Below are 18061 nucleotides of genomic sequence, written 5' to 3'. Positions count from 1 at the left end.
AAGTTAACTACAATATTCCCTATGTAAATCAAACCCTGAAAGCCTGCTCTAAATTTATTTATGCCAGTAAAATTATATAACATTCGTAAAGTTTTTTTACCCCACCCCAACCCTCCCCTTATTAAGGGGAGGGAGTAAGAAATTCACGGCGCGTGATGCGAGGATTGCTATATAAATATTCAAATCATCCTCCCTATCAACTACAATATTAATATTATTTTGCAATATGTCATTGGCCATTGTGCCAAAAATTATGCGACATTATGCTTAGACAGCACCCGCGATCGCCCTCTACTAAAAAAATTCTAACAGAGAACCCTGTGAGACCTGTCAGAAAAATCAACAATTAGCTTAAAATCTATGCAAAGGCCCACTAATTGAAACAATGAGTCAGACCCTGCCAGAACTCCAAACAGAAGTCCGCACCATGCAAGCAGAAATTGCCACCCTGCAAGAGTCGCGGGAAAAACTTTACAAACAGCGCTCGTCCTGCCGCGTCACAGTCAGCTTTCCCAAAAACAATACCCCGGAAGCTATTGCCGAGTTCCACCGACAAAATGCTGCTTTTGGCGAACAATGGTTGCAGCAACTCGAAGAGATTGACCGAGAAATCAGAACTCTGGAAAAGCAATTGCAACAAAAACAGGTTTTATTTGAATATAAACAAGCTGAAATGGACAAAATGCTAGCCCAACAGCACTGGCAAGATATAGAAAATAAAGTTCAGACTGGGGAAAAGCACTTGGAAGCACAAGCCAGGCGGATTAATCAGATAGCAGCCCAGCTAGAAGCGGAAATACGCACTTTCAAAGCGCTGTCTGATGAGTTGACTCCCAGTTATGCTGAGTGGTTTCAACAACCCAATCAAGTTGTGGAATTTTCGGCAAACACCATCCCTCAAGCAGTTGCTAAAAACAATGGGTTTATAGTAGAAAGTAAAGAGATAAACTGGGAATAATCATCAATATTTTTGATTCAGGTTCTGGGGAGAGTTAACGGGCATAATTTCTCACTCCCCCATCAGTCATGTACCTAGGTTTTCGTTCCTGACAGCATCAAAATTTTACCTGTTAATGAAACAATTAATTTGGATAATTGTATTTATATTTGCGATTGGAGCTGCCAGTTTGGGTTCCTATTCGTGGCAGCATTTGTCACCAGTAGCCGAAGTTGGGAGGGGAGGCAATATTACGGTTTCCCAAAACCCATCTGCTTCGCCACTTCCTGCTACCAAAAAAGCAGTAGATTTTCCTCAAATTGACCAGTCCCGTTTGTGGAAACACCTGGAAACTTTAGCCGGAGAACGGGATCGAGAGAGCGATCGCTCTTTCACCAGAAATTACATTTCTCAACAATTGAAAATAGTAGGATTTTCCCCGCAATTGCAACCCTTCGAGAGAGGAACTAACATCTTCGCCGAAAGAAAAGGTACAGACTCAACAGCGGGTGCAATTCTCGTCGCCGCCCACTACGATACTGTACTCAAATCACCCGGTGCTGATGATAATGCTACTGGAGTTGCGGTAGCTTTAGAAGTAGCACGACTGCTAGCAGCCCGTCCCACACGTCGGACACTACAAGTGGCATTTTTTGATCGAGAAGAAATCGGACTTTTAGGTAGTTTAGCATTTACCAGTAGTCCGGCGCGGTTAAAAAATTTGCAGGGAGTTGTAGTCTTGGATATGGTGGGTTATGCTTGCCATACTGCCGGATGTCAGCGATATCCCGAAGGGTTGACACCGGAAGCTTTTCTGGATGCAGCGGGGGTGACTTCTCCCAACGTGGGTGAGTTTATCGCAGTGATTGGTGATGCGGAACATCCCCAGTTGTTGGGTTCTTTTGCGGAGTCGAGAAAAGCAGGTTTACCACCGATAGTGACGCTACCAGTTCCTCTGAAAGGGGTACTGACTCCCGATGTTTTGCGCAGCGATCATGCGCCTTTTTGGTATCAGGGAGTTGGTGCTGTTTTGGTGACAGATACGGCTAATTTGCGATCGCCCCATTATCACCAATCTAGCGATACCCTAGCCACGATCGATCGACCTTTTTTCGCCGGTTCTGCTCAAATCGTTGTCAACGCTACTGCTAAATTATTGGAAATGCTGTAAATAGCGTAGTGCTGCTGCTTGCACTAGGTGTATTTTGTCTATCCATTCTCAACCCCCTGTAAATGCTCGAAAAACCCACCCAAAAAACAGCACGCTCAAGAAAATTACACCAGCAACAATTAACGCCAAACCCAACAGCAAAGCCGCCACAAATAACCAATCAGCTTTTTTCCCAGCCGGTTCAGGGGAACCTAAATGAGCATCCAGCAATTCTATATTCTTGACATTAGCCTTCCAAGCAACATCCAACAAATCTCCAGCCACGGGTACAGTCCCAGCAACTGTATCAAACACGATGTTAGCGGCCATTTGTACTAAAGTCTCTTGTGGCACTCCCATTTGGGCAGATTTAAACACAATATAACCGGCAAAAATGGAACTGATTAAATCACCGCCACCCGGTATCAGTCCCAATATCGGATCGAGTCCAATCCGGTATTTGGTGCCGGGGATGGGAATTGCATTGTCTAGTAAATTGCTGATGCGACGGAGACGGCGCAAGGATGCAACATGGGATTTGTTGGTAGTATTTGGGGATGAATTTTGTATAGGAGAACGGGACATTTAGATTACTCCTGACTTTATTTCTTTGTCCGCGAAGGAGGACGAAAGTTTTTCTAGAAGCGATTGCGATCGGTACGCCTCTAATCGTTTAAAAACTCGACATTGGTGGACAAAGAGGCATAACTGTAACCATCAAAGCGGTGAACCGCGCGGCAGTGCTTCCAACGAATACTCTGCAAGCGCACATGAGCCACAGTCAAATCAAATGCACCGGATTTTCTGACGGTGACTTTACCAACGTGAGTACCAGCGTGTTTCCCAGTAGGAACAATAGCTTTAACCATGTCGCCCGTTTGAAAACCAAAGTAATTTTTCTGTCGCTCACGTTTGATTAGCTTACCTTCCTTACCACGCTTAGGAAAGCCAAATTTGTCAACTTGACACATTTGACGATTTCCATAACCAACAGCCCTTATTGACAGCGGCACTACCCCTGAAACTTTTAGTTTGAGGGGTGTAGATGCCCCAACACAGGCAGCATCCAGCCAGTGAGTTTTAGGTAGGTTTTGACGACATCGGTTAAACTTTGTCCGCCCACCAGTCCCAACTTCCACGGATAATCCAGTCTCTTTGAGTCGATTAAATAATGCCCAACGGGTAGAATTAACGGCAGCAGTGTCGGCTTTCTGTTGTTTTACTTGTCTCAGAATGCGCTGTAACAAGTCAGGTTTTTGGGCTAAAAATTCTCTGAGAGCTTGACGGCCTTTTTTTTGGTTGCAATTCCTACAAGCAATGCCTAAATTACTAATTCTATTTGAACCACCTTTAGACTTCGGTAAAAGATGCTCAATCTCCAAACGAGTATCTTTAGCCCCACAGTAAATACAGGTATGATTGAATTTGAAAAGCAGAAATTCTCGCACTTCGTAACCAGCTAACTCACCTTTTTGGTAGGCGACTCCACTGATGTCTGGATTCTCCATGAGTTGAGTATCAAACTTGACTAATTCCTGAGAAATATCAGAAATCAACGCTAGCTTTTGTAACCTACGAACCCAAGTTACGATATTCTCAACTCGGCTTTGCAGACAGGGTGGGAGCCACCCTGTAGGGCGTTTCCGGTTATCAAAGCGTGGTTGACGATACCGAGTTTTTCGATTGCGTCTTCCTCTTCTTAACTGGCGGCGTTTGGTTAAAGCATCGCGAATTTGAAAGCCTCTATGTTCTAGTTCGGCGGCCCAAGCTACTTCTCCTGTTGCATCATCTACCAGTGCTAAGCCAGTCAATTTAGCGCCTGGATCTATTTTTAATCGCAAGGGTGCAATTTGGGGATTTGGTAGAACATCTTTCAGGATGATGGTGAACGGGTAACGTTTCCAGACAGCGGCTTTGCCCTCTTGAAGCAGAATCCTGGAGCGGCCTGGATGGATAGGATTTAGAGGATTTTTGTTGGTGTCTACAACGAATATTTTGCTCATATTGAGCCTCCGAATAATCGGGTGACTTTTGCCTTGGTAATGTTAAGAGGGCTTGTCAGACTAGCAGCACTTCCTTAGCGAAATAAAGATGTTTAACTGGTAGCGACAGAGCAAGGAGCTGGCAAGCACTCACAGGGTGTCGTGACCTTCTTAACGTAGTCTGTGGTTAGACTTAACCGGGCTATCTCTACCAAGGAGCGATCGGGATTGTCCAGGTTTGTCCAGTGGTTCGCGGATAGCCTAATCATATAAAACCCTCTCTTCTCTTCCTTCGCGTCCTTAGCGCCTTCGCGGTTAAATCATTCCGATACAACCAGAATTGACATCATTTTTCATAACACTGAGAAACCCGGTTTCTATTCAAAACCGGGTTTCCTAATTCTAGCTGATGGCTGTTAGTTTAGCCTGCTATTTGTTGCCTTCAGTGAAGTCGGCATCAATTACATCGTCGCCGCCACCAGTGGGGCCGCCGTCTCCAGGGCCACCAGGGCCACCAGGGCCGCCTGCTTGCTGGTACAGGTTGCTGCTAACAGCGTAGAATGCTTGTTGCAACTCGGTTGTGAGGGTTTTGATGCGATCGTCATCTTCGGTTGCGATCGCCTCGCGCAAGTCCTTAAGCAGCCCTTCAATCTTAGTTTTGTCAGATGGGGGAACTTTATCACCCAATTCTGCCAACTGCTTCTCGATTTGATAGGCTTGAGAATCAGCTTGGTTTTTGCGATCGATCCGTTCGCGACGTTCTTTGTCAGCAGCCGCATTCGCCTCGGCTTCTTTCACCATGCGATCGACTTCATTGTTGGGCAAAGTGGAAGCACCAGTAATGCTAATAGATTGCTCCTTACCAGTACCTTTATCTTTAGCAGCTACATTCAAAATACCGTTAGCATCGATATCAAATGTAACTTCAATTTGAGGGACGCCACGGGGAGCTGGGGGTACTCCATCTAAGCGGAATGTTCCCAAATCTTTGTTGTCGTTTGCCATTTCCCGTTCGCCTTGCAAAACGTGAATTTCCACGTTTGTTTGGCCGTCTACAGCAGTCGAGAAAGTTTCTGACTTCTTAGTAGGAATAGTGGTGTTGCGGGGAATGATTTTGGTCATCACACCGCCCAAGGTTTCGACACCGAGGGACAGGGGAGTAACATCGAGCAACAGGATGTCTTTGACTTCGCCTGCGAGTACGCCTGCTTGAATGGCGGCACCAACTGCTACCACTTCATCCGGGTTTACCGTTTGGTTGGGGTCTTTGCCGAGGATTTTTTTGACCAGTTCTTGCACGGCTGGAATGCGTGTAGAACCGCCGACTAAGACAACTTCATTAATGGCAGATTTGTCTAATTTGGCGTCGCGAATTGCGTTTTCTACGGGGATGCGAGAGCGATCGATTAAATCCGAGCAGAGTTCTTCAAACTTGGCGCGGGTCAAGGTGGTGTCCAAGTGTTTTGGCCCGTCTTGAGTCGCGGTAATAAATGGCAAGTTGATTTCTGCTTGGGTAACGCTAGACAGTTCAATCTTGGCTTTTTCTGCTGCTTCTGTCAGGCGTTGGAGTGCTTGTTTGTCTTTGCGGAGGTCAATGCCTTCGGCTCTTTGGAATTCTCCGGCGATGAAATCCACAATTTTTTTGTCGAAGTCGTCACCACCAAGGTGAGTGTCTCCAGAAGTTGCCAATACTTCAAATACACCGTCGCCGACTTCCAGAATCGATACGTCGAAGGTACCGCCACCTAAGTCAAATACGAGGATGGTTTCGTTGCTCTTTTTATCTAACCCGTAGGCTAAAGCTGCTGCTGTAGGTTCGTTGATAATCCGCAGCACTTCAATCCCGGCAATTTTGCCAGCGTCTTTAGTAGCTTGGCGCTGGGAGTCGTTGAAGTAAGCGGGAACGGTAATTACTGCTTGGGTAACTGTTTCGCCTAGATATTTGCTGGCGTCTTCTACGAGTTTGCGCAGAACTTGGGCAGAAATTTCTTCTGGCGCAAATTGCTTGCCGCGGGCGGGACAGTCGAGTTTGAGGCTGTTTCCGACTTTGAGGACTTTATAGGAAACTTCTGTGGTTTCGTGGGTTACTTCGTCAACGCGGCGGCCGATGAACCGTTTTACTGAGTAAAAGGTGTTTTCGGCGTTCATCACGGCTTGACGCTTGGCGATTTGTCCGACAAGTTGATCGCCATTTTTGGTGAATGCTACGACGGAAGGTGTGGTGCGACCCCCTTCAGCGTTGGCAATGACGGTGGGTTTGCCGCCTTCCATAACTGCGACGCAGGAGTTTGTCGTACCTAGGTCAATTCCAACTACTTTTCCCATAGGGGTGTTCCGGCTCCAATCTCTACAAAATTTTGGTTTTCTATCTGTGTGATAGTCTGGTTATTCAGGACTGCGATTTCACCTGGGTAGGTGTACGGATAGTGAGTCCTGCTTTAATACAGTCTTCGATAGGGTGATTATCTCTATACTGCGGGCGGTTAGACCTTGGGATGAAGGCGTGTTTACCGAACCTCTGAGGGACGGTTGCATTCATCGGCTTTGCAGCGCTACAGTTGTTGACTGCTTTTCTTTACTCTTCCTAATGTACGGGGTTTGAGCGATCGGGGTATTGTGGCAAACCGTATAATTTTTGTTGTATTTGCCGTCTTTGTTGTATAAATTTTGTTTGGTTGCTAGAGGCGATCGCTTTTTTGGCTGTTCTGCCTGTGTTTGCTATAAACTTAGCGGCTGTTCATCTTTTACTTAGCGCATCGCAAAGAAGAGGAGTTAGAAAAGGGCGATCGCCCGTACCAACCAAAAAAGCGATCGCCTATTTTTCACGAAAGAGCGATCGCTCTTTTTTGCCGCAGATATATCACCCTTAATCCAAGTCTCAATGCAATATTTGCAGCACGGTTATTAGCATCATTGCTGACTATTAATATGGGACGGCGTTTATCCATCTCGGAACCCACCGCAGGGCTGAGGTTTGCAAATTATATATTATTTAAAGAGCGATCGCCCTTCCACACAAAAGAGCGATACTCATCCGTCATAGCCACCGCCAGGTGTTTTTCTAGCCGTTCCCCTATCCATACTTTAATCAAAGATTCACTATTGACTCCTAATCGCCGAGCTTCTCGTTCAATTGCTTGTATCATCCATTTGGGAAACTCTATTTATTAATTGTTTTAATAAATAAATTTCATTTTATACCTCCTCATACATCATATTGCCAATTTTTATGCTATATTAGATTGGGGTTGATTTGTTTAATAAAAGAATAATGTATGAATTTGCGCTTTTATATAGATCCTGAAACTGATTTACCTCATATCTATGAGCATGGAGTCAATGAGGTAGAAGTTGAGGATATACTGAGAAAGCCGGGTGAGGATCGTTTGGGGCGCGAAGGTACGCGGGTAGCTATTGGTCAAACTATAGATGGTCGTTATCTTAAGATCGTTTACGTTCCTGAACCTGAGTCATATAGCGCTTTTGTTATAACAGCGTATGAGTTAACGGGTAAACCTTTGAGTGCTTATAAACGCCGACAACGTGGTAGGTAAATATGGCAACACAAAATAAATTTCCCTTGGATTGGGATGAACAGCGAGTACGCCAAACGATCGAACATTACGATCGACAGTCAGAAGATGAAGCAGTAGCAGAAGATGAAGCAGCGTTTGACAATAAAGATCAAGCGTTTGTCCAAATTCCTTTTGAGTTATTACCGTTAGTTAGAGAGTTAATCGCTAAACATTATGCCAGTGTTTAAGACCAGATAAATAAAGGCGATCGCCCTTCCCATCCAGAAAGGCGATCGCTCTTTTTTTCACCGCAGATGCACGTAGATTGACGCGGATGGATGAAAGGGCGATCGTTATTTTACCAGGAATTTTATCCCACATTTTACCAGACCTGTAGGGGCGGGTTCACCTAGATATTTGACACCCATCGACAAATTATGTAAACCCGCCCCCACCCCACCCAGAAATCAAGAATTAATTGAATTTAACGGTGAGGCGAGAAAGAATTTATCGGGGTTATCGGTTGGGTGGGGGCGGGTTTATCAAGATTATCGGTGGGTGGCAAAAGCGATCGGCGAACCCGCCCCTACCTCTCATCTATTGACCTGACCAATTAGCAGGACAAGGGGGAACGGGATTTGTGCGAGCGCGATCATCAGCTTGGTTACAAGGGACTTTGTTAGGAGGCTGACCAAAAGTATTATTACCAGTTGAGTAACAAGCTCCACACGATTGTTGACCATCCGCCATTCCCTGATCTGTCATAACTGAACCTTGAATAACACAAACGAATTCTGTGATCCTAACTGTAGCAATATGGCGTTCGTGGGTCTTCCAGAACTCTTGAGGAACTCGGCAAATTTTCGCTTGCTGTTGTGGAGTTTTTTGTGGTTGCTGTGCAGTTTGTTGTGGTTGAGGTGTTTCACGTTTTTTGCATAGATTTTTCCAAGGTCCATCAAAACCGGGAAGCTTAGCACCAGCTATTCCAACAGCATTAAGAGGAGTTCTAACGCTTAGGCGATTAGTAGTATTAAGAGCTGTGAGTGTGTCTTTGGCAAACCTTCCTAATCCTAGTCCTCTTGCAATAACTGAACCTAAGGGGAAAGGAGGAATTCCGCCGAATACCATATAGCAGCCAACAGATCCTAAATAATGTAGCAAAAATATAGGGGCTGAAACAGATGTGCCTACACCTGTTGCTGCTGCAATAAGTGCGGCTGATTGCATAAACGGAAGAACATCGCATAACCCTCTTAATACACCACATGAAACTTGATCTTCATATTGCGTGTATCGATCAGTCCAACCCGCTACAATATTTATATTGTTAGCCTTTTGTGATGGAGAAGGCAACATAATTATATTGCTGGAAACTAACACCTCATTATTTGTTTTGCTTTGGGATGAACTGCTATCAAGAGGAAAATTTTTTTGAATATTTTTACCTTCTTTCTGATAAATTAATCTTCCTATTTTTGAGCTTAATTTTTCTAATATCACGATTTCATTAGAACTACTTGTGGCAACAATTTTTTTGCCCTGCTCTTGAAAATCAAAGGAGTATGTCTCAGAGCCACAAGCATCAGCAGTTGAAGGTACATACCTTGCACTCTCAAAGAATGAATCACCATTAACAGCTTTAAAGATAGCTGTAAAAATACAATCTTCAGGACTTCTGAGGGTAAATTCAAAAGTGTCAGAGCTTAAAGCCCTAGCATCTGTCATTGTCACACCTGGCTCAATCGCTCTATCTGCTGAAGAACCCGAACCCGGACTATCAAAATCAGGACGCACCGGCTGATTCGGTCCCGGATCTTGAGGAAACGGCGGCGCCTGCGGATTACTCCCAGGCCGAACACTCGGTGCATCATCAAACTCCCCCGGATCTCGCACCAACCAATCCGAAATATTCCTTTCCACAGCAGGCGGAGTCGCCGCCACCACCCGCTCCGAAGACTTAGCTAAATTCACCGTGCAAATAGTAGAATTAAAACTAAAAACCGTACAAAGTGCAGCCGATAAAGCCCGATTGACAAATGTACCAGGAGCCAGCAAAGCACTCATTAAAACTGCAAAAAAACTGACAAGACCCAGAGCAAAAATACGAACATGACGCATAATTTACCTCAACTCAATGAATAAATATCATTAATTTTGTAGGGGCGGGTTCGCCAAGATATTTGACACCAATCGACAAATCATCTAAACCCGCCCCCACCCATCGACAAATTAACAATTAATTGAATTTAACGGTGAGGCGCGAATAGTTATTCGGGGGTTATTGGTTGGGTGGGGGCGGGTTTATTAAGATTATTGGTGAGTGGCAAAATCGATCTGTGAACCCGCCCCTACAAATTTAAAACGGCAAAATCCTCCGAATTCCCCTCTGAATCACATCCTTAACTATGTCTTTACCAAAATCTGCAAACCAACCCTGCGCTTCCCCAGGCTCTACTTTTTCCGCATCAGCATTTTCCGCAGGTTTCTCATCCACCTTCAAAGCAGATTTCTCCATCCCCACCTGCGACATCATCCCCACAAAAGTATTAATCGGAATGGCCGAATTAAACCCAGTTTTTACTTCTTCTTGCCTTCCCCCAGCCTCATTTTGCACTCGACCAACAGTATCTCCCTGTCCGTGAATTCCAATCACTCGGCCGCTAACATCAAAAACTGGCCCGCCACTCATTCCCCGTCGCGTCACTGCGTCGTAACGCATCGTATATCCTTGATCGTTACTCGATCGCACATTCGTAACTTGCCCATTCGTAAACTGATATTCCCGTTCTTGACTCCCCACACCCGCAGGCAAAGGATACCCCGAAATATAAACCCCTGAACCGATTTCGGCTTCATCGGAATTACTAATCGGTGCAACTGAATATTCCTCCTCACTCTCAAACATCACAACTGCTAAATCCGGCCCGCTGTCATTATTCTGAAAACCCTTCACTTCCGTCACTTTATGTTCTTTCTTCTTAGAAGTAACAATCACGTACTCGGAATTAGGATTTATCACCACATGATTCGCCGTCAACACCGTGTAAATCTTGCCTTTTTTCGCAATAATTACCCCCGATCCGCTTTTGTCAGTAGCTAGAGTATTATTAATTTGTACTGTAGTTGGAACGGCAATTCTAGCTACTTCTCTAGCCGTTTTTGCCATTGCGGGCTGACTGATAATAATTGTTGCTACGACTGCCGTTCCTGCGACAATACCCGGAAGGTAATTAGACCGATTAAAACCTAAATTCATAAACTAACTCCGTTGATAAGGTCAAACTAAATATCTTGCACTTTCTTACCGATCCGACAGGGATTAAAATCCCTGTCTCAAAGCTGAAGTCCACTTAAGTGGACTAACCGTAAAATTCAGTCCTCTTTAGAGGACTTTAGCTATTAGCCAGGGAATTCATTCCCTGGCGGATGGCGGGTAATTCGACGATGAACTGTAAGACGAAACAAAACGCAAATAGGTACTAATCGGAATTCCCCAACTAGAATTAACCATTTGTTCTAACATTCTCCCTGACGGTTCTGTTCCATCTTCAAACGCATACACTCCAAAATCTGGGTCGCGATTTTTTACCCGCCCATTAATGCCAATTAATAACCCCTGACTGTTAAAAATTGGCCCGCCGCTCATCCCGACAGCAATATCATTTGTGTAACCCAAACGATAGCCTTGAGCGAGTGATTTTGGCGGTAGCACTGATACAACGCCTTGAGTAAACCGAAATGCCCGAATTCCTTGCTCGAAAGTAGTAGTTGAACTACCTTCCCGATACATCGGAAATCCTGTGGCAAATACAGGTTCTCCTACTGTTAATAAATCAGTGCTAATTCTGGTTACTTGATACTGAATGGAACTGCGAAATTGGACGATCGCCAGATCCGCATTTCCCAACTGCAACGGTGCCCCCAAAAGCCGATACCTCTGGCCATCCGGCGCAATAATCGTCTGCTGCTGGCTGAACGCCACAACGTGCCAACTCGTCAGCACCGTATAAACTTGCCCCTGTCGCCGGACGATCGCCCCGGAACCAGAAGCAGTCGGTGTTAAAATTCGCACAGTCATCAACCTCGCCAAACGCTCAATATTGGCAGTTTGACTGTCAGCAACCCCATAATTCGCCATCACAGGTTGAGCGGCGATTCTTATTGGAAAAAGACTCGCCGCGATCGTACAAATTGCCACCATGCGTAGCAACTTGCTCACCTTAAAGCTCCCGCATTCCACCGCCAGTGGGCTGTTGAGGTGCCGGCCGATTATTAGCCGGTGCCGGCTGATTGTTCGCCGGCGCAGGAGGCGCTACAGAGTTGCCGCCTTCCTCCCCTAACCGTGGGCGCGCGTCAATGTAAGGCATCGCATCGCTTTCAGACAGGGAAGGTACACCCGCTTGTCCCTCCCGCAACCCCATGAATTGATACAATGTGCGAACCGAGTCTTGACCTGGTTTGAGTGTATAAATTAAGCCGTCGCAGCGCCCGTTGACTTGGCTAGCGGTGCAAATCACTCGCTGTCCGTTCATGTAGCCAACTGTCACATACTTTAGCTGTTTGTTTTGGCGGTAACTTTCCAAGCGCCCGCTGACTTCCCGACAGCGCGTCATGGGATCGTAGCCAGAGTCGCGGAAGTAGTCGGAAACCCAGTTAATCCAAACCTCCCGTACCCCTTGGCGGTTTTGGTATACCGTCGCGGGTGAACCGGAGGAAGCATCGCACATAAAGCCTGACGGTGATTGGCTTTGGCTTGGTTTAGCACTGAAAGCTAGGCTGCCGATCGCGATCGCGCCCATTACCACACCAGTCATTGATCGCCATCGGATCATTGTTAGTAACCTCTCTTAACAAACTAATTGTTTGCCAAAAACATAAAGCCAGAAAAAAGACGATCGCAATTCATGCAATCTTCACCACTTCCCCAGCCCCGCGAAAAGCACATCCGTCCCGAACTAGGTTTTGTGTTTATTAAAATTGATTCAAACTTTAAAGCTGCCAGCCCTCACAGCCGTACAGCACAGATTCACTTTTGCTTTATTCACCTTGACAATATAATTTACACTATTCTCATGTACTTGTCAACATCCTACAGGGATAAATAATATCATGTCCGGTCGATCGTCAGTTCCAAACAACCTGTTGAAATCGAAATAATCAATATCTGACGCAACCTATAAGTTTAATTGCTGTTCTCACCAATCAGCAAAGCACAAGGAAAGTAATTCAGAGCTTCACCAATTGCTAATTGACCGTTACTTTCTACCATCTGATTTGTAATAGCATCTTTCCAAACAGACGGCATTTCCTCGGACAATTCTAGCTTGGTATCCTTCCAGATTTTTTCGCCTAGTGGCATTTCTTCTGCCTTGACTATCCCAGTCAAAAACCGAGGAGCGATCGCAATAGCTGTCGTATTTTCGTAGCTGCGAGCAAAGGCGATGAGATTATCTTTAAATCTCCCAACTACTTCCAGTGGCTGATAATTACCTGCTTGAAAAACTTTCAAGTATTGTTTTCTGGCTTCCAGAGCTCTGGTGGTCAAAAATAACTTAATTCTCGCATCTTCTTTGGTTGATATCAACTCTTCAATCAGTTGCAAAATGTCACTTTTAGCTTGTTGTTTAATTTCCTGCAACACCTGAATTCGGCGCTCAAAATCCACTGGACGGCGGTTATCTGGATCGACATGGCTTAAATCCCAAAATTCCGTACCTTGATATATATCCGGGACACCAGGAGCGGTGATTTTTAGCAATGTTTGAGATAAGGAATTTAAAATTCCATAATCAGCTACTTTTTTCCAGAAAGGTGCGAATTTTTTGAGGAACTGATTTTGTTCACCAGGTTGGAGAACATGATCGACAAAAGTCATAAAGCCTGTCTCGTATTCGTTATCCGGTCTCAGCCAAGCAGTGTGAACTTTGGCTTCGCGCACGGCTTTAATCACATAATCTTTCATGCGGTCAATAAAGTCAGTATTTTCGATTTCTTCAAACGGGAAACTACCGATTAAGGTTTGGTAAAAGAAGTATTCATCATTAGTGTCGGGAACCATACGATTCACCAAGTTGACTTTTTTGGAAGAGTTTAACTCTCTCCAAGATTTGACTTGCTGTTCCCATTCATCGGGGATTTCTGACAGTACGTTAATTCGGGCGCGCACGTCTTCGCCACGCTTGGTATCGTGGGTAGCTGTGGCATTCATTTTGTGCGGCCACACTGCTTGCTGATGTTCGTTGAATTGGTGAAATTCAGTGAGGGAGACACCGAATTGACTGGGGTTTCCTCCCACTTCGTTGAGTGATAACAGTCTGTAATAGACGTATAAAAGTGTGTCTTCAATGCCTTTTGCCATCAAAGGGCCTGTCAACTGCTGGAGTTTCATCACGAAGTGGCGCCGCTGCTCTTTTTGTTCGGTTGTTAAGGTTTCTTCTGCTTCCAACAACAGGATTGTTTCGATAAAATTCAGTTCTTTTAGCAGCAGTGGGATTTGTTGTTTGGCTTTGGCGATCGCATCTTTTACATAAGTGCGATCGGACTCTCTCAAGCCTTCTTGATTAATGTAAGTTCGGTAAACTGGAAAAATCGCCAGAATTGCTGACAAGGCTTTTTCCAAGCCTGGGCGAGTAAAGTCATTTCCCTGTCGAGATTGACCGGATATATTTTTCAAAAGTTGAGCGAGATTGTCTACATCTCCTGCTAAATTCTTCTCGATAATTAGCCTTTTTTTATCTATAAACAACTGTTCGTAGGGGACGCTGAGCCTAGTGAATCTGTAATATATATCGCTAAATTGCTGTTCGCGATCGGACCGACAAAAAACGCCGTTTACGTAATTCAAAAAGTCGTAGCCGCTGGTTCCTTCAATGGGCCAGTAGGAGGGCAAATCTTCTTTGTGTTCGAGAATTTTTTCCACAGTGATGTAAATATCACCGATTCTGTGCCTCAGCCGTTTTAAATATTCTGTGGGATCGTAAAGTCCGTCGATATGGTCAATTCTCAATCCCGTAAATTTTCCTTGTTCAATCAAGTCGAAGATCAGAGCATGATTTTTATGAAAAACTTTTATATCTTCGACTTTTACCGAAATTAGTTCGTTGACCGTAAAAAATCTGCGGTAGTTAATTTCTTCTGCACCAACTTTCCAAAAAGCGAGACGGTAGAACTGCTCGGACAGCAAATCATCCAGTAGGTTAAAGCTTTCGGGATTCCCCTTTTCTCCATTAAAAAAATTGATATTTTCATCTATAAATTCTTTAACAATCGGATTTTGATTGTAGAGTTCCCACAGCAGTCCTTTGACAAAAGCTATCTGATCGTATCTTTCTTTTCCTTTGGTTTCTGAAGGAATATTCTTAATCAGATAAAGAATTCCCAAAAACTTGATAAAATCAGGATGACGTCTGCCTAATTCCCTGCCTAAATGTCCCAAGTTATGACTGATGAAATTCGCGTAGGATTGTATTTTGACTGGCAATTTTAAGCTATAGTAATTGATGCTTAACCCCAGGTCGTTGTATTTTAGTTGAATTTCGCCATTTTCGAGACACTCTCCATAAAAATTACCCAGCAGCGGAGCCAGCACTCGACCTCTGAGATGTTCGTAACCGTGATCCCATTCAATATCGAAGTAATCGAAATAGTCGGAATCTGGTCCGTGTTCCAATACATCTAACAACAGCAAGTTTTGAGTGTCGTAAGCCATGTGATTGGGGACAATATCTTGCAACCATCCCATTTTTCGGTTGTGGATTTCGTCGGTGAGTGCTTCAAAGTCTTCTGAGGTTCCTAATTCTGGATTGAGCTGATTTGAGTCAACTACATCGTAGCCATGGCTGCTGCCTTTTCTGGCTTTAAATATGGGTGAAGCGTACAAATCACTAATGCCTAATTCTTCTAGATAGCTAAGGATATGTCTGGCGGCTTCAAAGTTAAAGCCTGCATGAAATTGAATCCGATAAGTTGCTGTGGGAATTCGCATCATGTTAATTTTACTCCTAATTTTTTATGGTTTTTTATTTTAAAGAGGAGGCTGAGCCTCCGGGACTGCATTCCCAGGCTGAGCCTGGGAACGAGAAAAACGAGAGATAAAGAGGAGGCTGAGCCTCCGGGACTGCATTCCCAGGCTGAGCCTGGGAACGAGAGAAAACGAGAGAAACAACAGATAAACAGGAGGCTGAGCCTCCGGGACTGCATTCCCAGGCTGAGCCTGGGAACGAGAGAAAACGAGAGAAACGAGAGAAACAAGAGATAAAGAGGAGGCTGAGCCTCCGGGACTGCATTCCCAGGCTGAGCCTGGGAACGAGAGAACGAGAAAAACGAGAGAAACAAGAGATTCCCAGGCTGAGCCTGGGAACGAGAGAAAACGAGAGAAACAACAGATAAACAGGAGGCTGAGCCTCCGGGACTGCATTCCCAGGCTGAGCCTGGGAACGAGAAAAACGAGAGATAAATGGTTCCTAGGAAGAGCCGGGAAACAGATATCTAGAGGCTCTGCCTCCTGTTTTAATCTAATTCATAGAGTGCAAAATTATGGGGTGTGACAATCAATTCTTGGTCGCAAGTTATTTTTTCTGGCAAGGTGGAACCTGGACCCATCCATTTTGCCTCAGCAGAGTCTAAAATCTTTTTCCAATTGCCTTGGGGAAGTTCTGGCGTAAAAGCAACCTGTTGTTGGTTGAAGTTTAGAATGCAGAATATCTGGCTGTCATCTGTCCACCGACGTAGAAATAAGATTTTTTCTGCTTCGATGCTGGAAACTTCTAGGCTGGTTTTATCCAGTTTTTTAAGGGCGGGTATGGTGCGCCGCAGTTGAATTAAATGTTGGTGCCATTCCCAGAGAATTTTATGTTTGCCTTTTGTTGGTAGTTCCCAATTTAACTTGCACTTTTGGAAACTGTCTGGACTCTGGGGGTCTTGAAATTCGCCTCGTCCTTCAAAGATTTTAAATTCTTGTTGTTTGTCTTTGCGAATCGCTTCAATTAAGTTTTCGTCCGAGTGTGAAACGAAGTACAAAAATGGTGCTTCTTCTCCGTATTCTTCTCCCATAAATAGGAAAGGAATGTAGGGAGAAGTTAAGACTGTGCCGGCGGCGAGTTTGAGGGATTCAAAATCAACTATTTTTGAAAGTCTATCTCCCAAAATACGGTTGCCGATTTGGTCGTGGGTTTGGGAAAATACGACGAATTGATGGGCAGCTACATCCTTGGCAGAACTGCCGTGTTTTCGCTTTCTGTGGGGGGCGTATTGACCGGAGTAAACAAAGCTTTCTCGGTAGGATTTTTCTAATTGTTCGCACTTGCCGAAGTCTTGGTAGTATCGATCGTTTTCTCCTGTGAGAAGTGCGTGCAGTGCGTGATGGAAATCGTCGCACCACTGGGCATTTAGTCCGAATCCTCCTAGTTCTTTAGGACGCAGAACGCGGGCATCATTTAAGTCGCTTTCTGCTATTAAATAAAGTTGCCGTCCTAACTGTTGAGAAAGGTCGTAGGTGGCATCGGCTATTTCTTGCAAAAACGGTCTGGCAGTTACTTCAAATATTGCTTGAATTGCGTCGAGTCTCAGGCCATCGATGTGATAGTCTCGAAACCAGTATAGGGCGTTTTCCAGAAAGTAGTGGCGGACTCCATCGCTGTAGGCGTCGTCGAAGTTGAGGGGGTCTCCCCAAATTGAGCCGTATTTTGATGTAAAGTATGGGCCGAAGTCACGGAGATAGTTTCCTTCTGGGCCGAGGTGGTTGAAAACTACATCAAGAATTACTGAAATTCCTTGTTTGTGGCAGGCGTCGATCAGTTTTTTGAAGCCTTCGGGACCACCGTAGGAGTTTTGGACTGCGTAGGGATATACGCCATCGTAGCCCCAATTGCGATCGCCTGGAAATTGGGCGACTGGCATAATTTCTATGGCGTTGATTCCCAGTTCTTTGAGTTGCTTTAGTTGGGGAATTATGGCTTCAAAGGTTCCGGCTTTGGTGAATGTGCCGACGTGGAGTTCATAGATGATGGTTTCTGCTAGTGGTACGCCTTGCCAATCTGTATCTGTCCAGGTAAATGCGCTTTCATCTATGACTTGGGAAGGGGAGTGTACGCCTTGGGGTTGATATTTGGAGGCGGGGTCTGGTCTGTGGATGTTGCCTTCTAGTTGGTAGGTGTAGAGGGTTCCTGGTGGGATATCTGTAGCGGTGGTTTGCCAATACCCTGTGGCGGATTGTTGCATGGGGAGCAGGCGTTTGTCTGGGGAAACAAGTTGAACTGCTACTTGTTTAAGGGTGGGGGCCCAAACAGTAAATTCGCATTGATTGTTGCCAAGGTAGTTTGCTCCTATCTTCATTTTAAGTTCTGTTCCCGATCGCATAGGTTGGCGGTATGACTAAAAATGCTATTTTGGCAATAGGTCTGTGGAGCCCCGATCGCCAACCAGCCTGTTTAGAAATTAATATCAGTTAAAAGAGTAAAAGACAACTAACTTTAGACAG

Annotated in this window: 16 protein-coding genes and 1 pseudogene; 5 read left to right on the top strand and 12 right to left on the bottom strand. The window is 45.0% G+C overall.

Going from position 1 to position 18061, the window contains the following annotated elements; translation table 11 throughout:
• The first annotated feature begins 385 nt into the window (after nucleotides 1-385).
• Together P2A85_RS03975 and P2A85_RS03970 are read left to right on the top strand one after the other, a co-directional pair.
• Nucleotides 386-958, top strand: a complete 573-nt coding sequence (locus tag P2A85_RS03975) for a hypothetical protein (RefSeq protein WP_377477681.1) — start codon at nucleotides 386-388, stop codon at nucleotides 956-958.
• Between the two features lie 115 nt (nucleotides 959-1073).
• A complete protein-coding gene (locus P2A85_RS03970; RefSeq protein ID WP_377477679.1) occupies nucleotides 1074-2108 on the top strand; it encodes a M28 family peptidase in 1035 nt (344 codons plus the stop codon).
• Nucleotides 2109-2156: 48 nt separating this feature from the next.
• Here the strand turns inward: P2A85_RS03970 and P2A85_RS03965 are convergent, their stop codons facing one another.
• From P2A85_RS03965 to dnaK, 3 genes are all read right to left on the bottom strand, one after another.
• Nucleotides 2157-2672 carry a DUF4112 domain-containing protein gene (locus P2A85_RS03965; RefSeq protein ID WP_340519544.1) on the bottom strand — a complete coding sequence of 172 codons (516 nt, stop codon included), beginning with the start codon at nucleotides 2670-2672 and terminating at the stop codon, nucleotides 2157-2159.
• An 80-nt stretch (nucleotides 2673-2752) separates the two neighbouring features.
• Nucleotides 2753-4090: an RNA-guided endonuclease IscB gene (iscB, locus tag P2A85_RS03960; protein WP_377477677.1), complete on the bottom strand. Its 1338-nt coding sequence runs from the start codon at nucleotides 4088-4090 to the stop codon at nucleotides 2753-2755.
• Between the two features lie 408 nt (nucleotides 4091-4498).
• On the bottom strand, nucleotides 4499-6394 hold the full coding sequence (gene dnaK / locus P2A85_RS03955; protein WP_340549926.1) for a molecular chaperone DnaK: 1896 nt from the start codon (nucleotides 6392-6394) through the stop codon (nucleotides 4499-4501).
• A 371-nt stretch (nucleotides 6395-6765) separates the two neighbouring features.
• On the opposite strand from dnaK, the gene P2A85_RS03950 reads away from it, so the two are divergent.
• Nucleotides 6766-6939, top strand: coding sequence for a hypothetical protein (locus tag P2A85_RS03950; protein ID WP_377477675.1), 174 nt, complete (start codon nucleotides 6766-6768; stop codon nucleotides 6937-6939).
• Here P2A85_RS03950 and P2A85_RS03945 read toward each other — a convergent pair.
• A pseudogene (locus P2A85_RS03945) lies at nucleotides 6892-7035 on the bottom strand (type II toxin-antitoxin system PemK/MazF family toxin); the annotation flags it as partial. The gene P2A85_RS03950 and the pseudogene P2A85_RS03945 sit on opposite strands and share 48 nt — an antisense overlap.
• Nucleotides 7036-7050: 15 nt before the next feature.
• Nucleotides 7051-7215: a hypothetical protein gene (locus P2A85_RS03940; RefSeq protein ID WP_377477673.1), complete on the bottom strand. Its 165-nt coding sequence runs from the start codon at nucleotides 7213-7215 to the stop codon at nucleotides 7051-7053.
• A 129-nt stretch (nucleotides 7216-7344) separates the two neighbouring features.
• Here P2A85_RS03940 and P2A85_RS03935 point away from each other — a divergent pair, with 129 nt between their 5' ends.
• Both P2A85_RS03935 and P2A85_RS03930 read left to right on the top strand, forming a co-directional pair.
• Nucleotides 7345-7623 carry a hypothetical protein gene (locus P2A85_RS03935; RefSeq protein ID WP_293176988.1) on the top strand — a complete coding sequence of 93 codons (279 nt, stop codon included), beginning with the start codon at nucleotides 7345-7347 and terminating at the stop codon, nucleotides 7621-7623.
• A 2-nt stretch (nucleotides 7624-7625) separates the two neighbouring features.
• A complete protein-coding gene (locus P2A85_RS03930; RefSeq protein ID WP_236507057.1) occupies nucleotides 7626-7832 on the top strand; it encodes a hypothetical protein in 207 nt (68 codons plus the stop codon).
• Here P2A85_RS03930 and P2A85_RS03925 read toward each other — a convergent pair.
• From P2A85_RS03925 to treZ, 7 genes are all read right to left on the bottom strand, one after another.
• Nucleotides 7810-7965: a hypothetical protein gene (locus tag P2A85_RS03925; protein WP_377477670.1), complete on the bottom strand. Its 156-nt coding sequence runs from the start codon at nucleotides 7963-7965 to the stop codon at nucleotides 7810-7812. The genes P2A85_RS03930 and P2A85_RS03925 overlap by 23 nt on opposite strands.
• Before the next feature lie 216 nt (nucleotides 7966-8181).
• Nucleotides 8182-9702, bottom strand: a complete 1521-nt coding sequence (locus tag P2A85_RS03920; protein WP_377477668.1) for a hypothetical protein — start codon at nucleotides 9700-9702, stop codon at nucleotides 8182-8184.
• 238 nt (nucleotides 9703-9940) lie between these two features.
• On the bottom strand, nucleotides 9941-10840 hold the full coding sequence (locus P2A85_RS03915) for a serine protease (protein WP_377477666.1): 900 nt from the start codon (nucleotides 10838-10840) through the stop codon (nucleotides 9941-9943).
• A gap of 156 nt (nucleotides 10841-10996) precedes the next feature.
• Entirely contained in the window at nucleotides 10997-11803 is an 807-nt protein-coding gene (locus P2A85_RS03910; protein ID WP_377477664.1) for a serine protease, read from the bottom strand.
• A gap of 1 nt (nucleotide 11804) precedes the next feature.
• Complete coding sequence (locus P2A85_RS03905; protein ID WP_377477662.1) at nucleotides 11805-12416, bottom strand: COP23 domain-containing protein; 612 nt, start codon at nucleotides 12414-12416, stop codon at nucleotides 11805-11807.
• A gap of 350 nt (nucleotides 12417-12766) precedes the next feature.
• A complete protein-coding gene (gene treY, locus P2A85_RS03900; RefSeq protein ID WP_377481290.1) occupies nucleotides 12767-15568 on the bottom strand; it encodes a malto-oligosyltrehalose synthase in 2802 nt (933 codons plus the stop codon).
• 524 nt (nucleotides 15569-16092) lie between these two features.
• Entirely contained in the window at nucleotides 16093-17916 is a 1824-nt protein-coding gene (gene treZ / locus P2A85_RS03895; protein ID WP_377477659.1) for a malto-oligosyltrehalose trehalohydrolase, read from the bottom strand.
• Nucleotides 17917-18061: the final 145 nt, after the last annotated feature.

The sequence above is a fragment of the Microcoleus anatoxicus genome (assembly GCF_042465725.1).
GTDB lineage: Bacteria > Cyanobacteriota > Cyanobacteriia > Cyanobacteriales > Microcoleaceae > Microcoleus > Microcoleus anatoxicus.
Note: the sequence above shows the minus strand (reverse complement) of the source record. Positions and strands in the feature narration are given on the sequence as shown.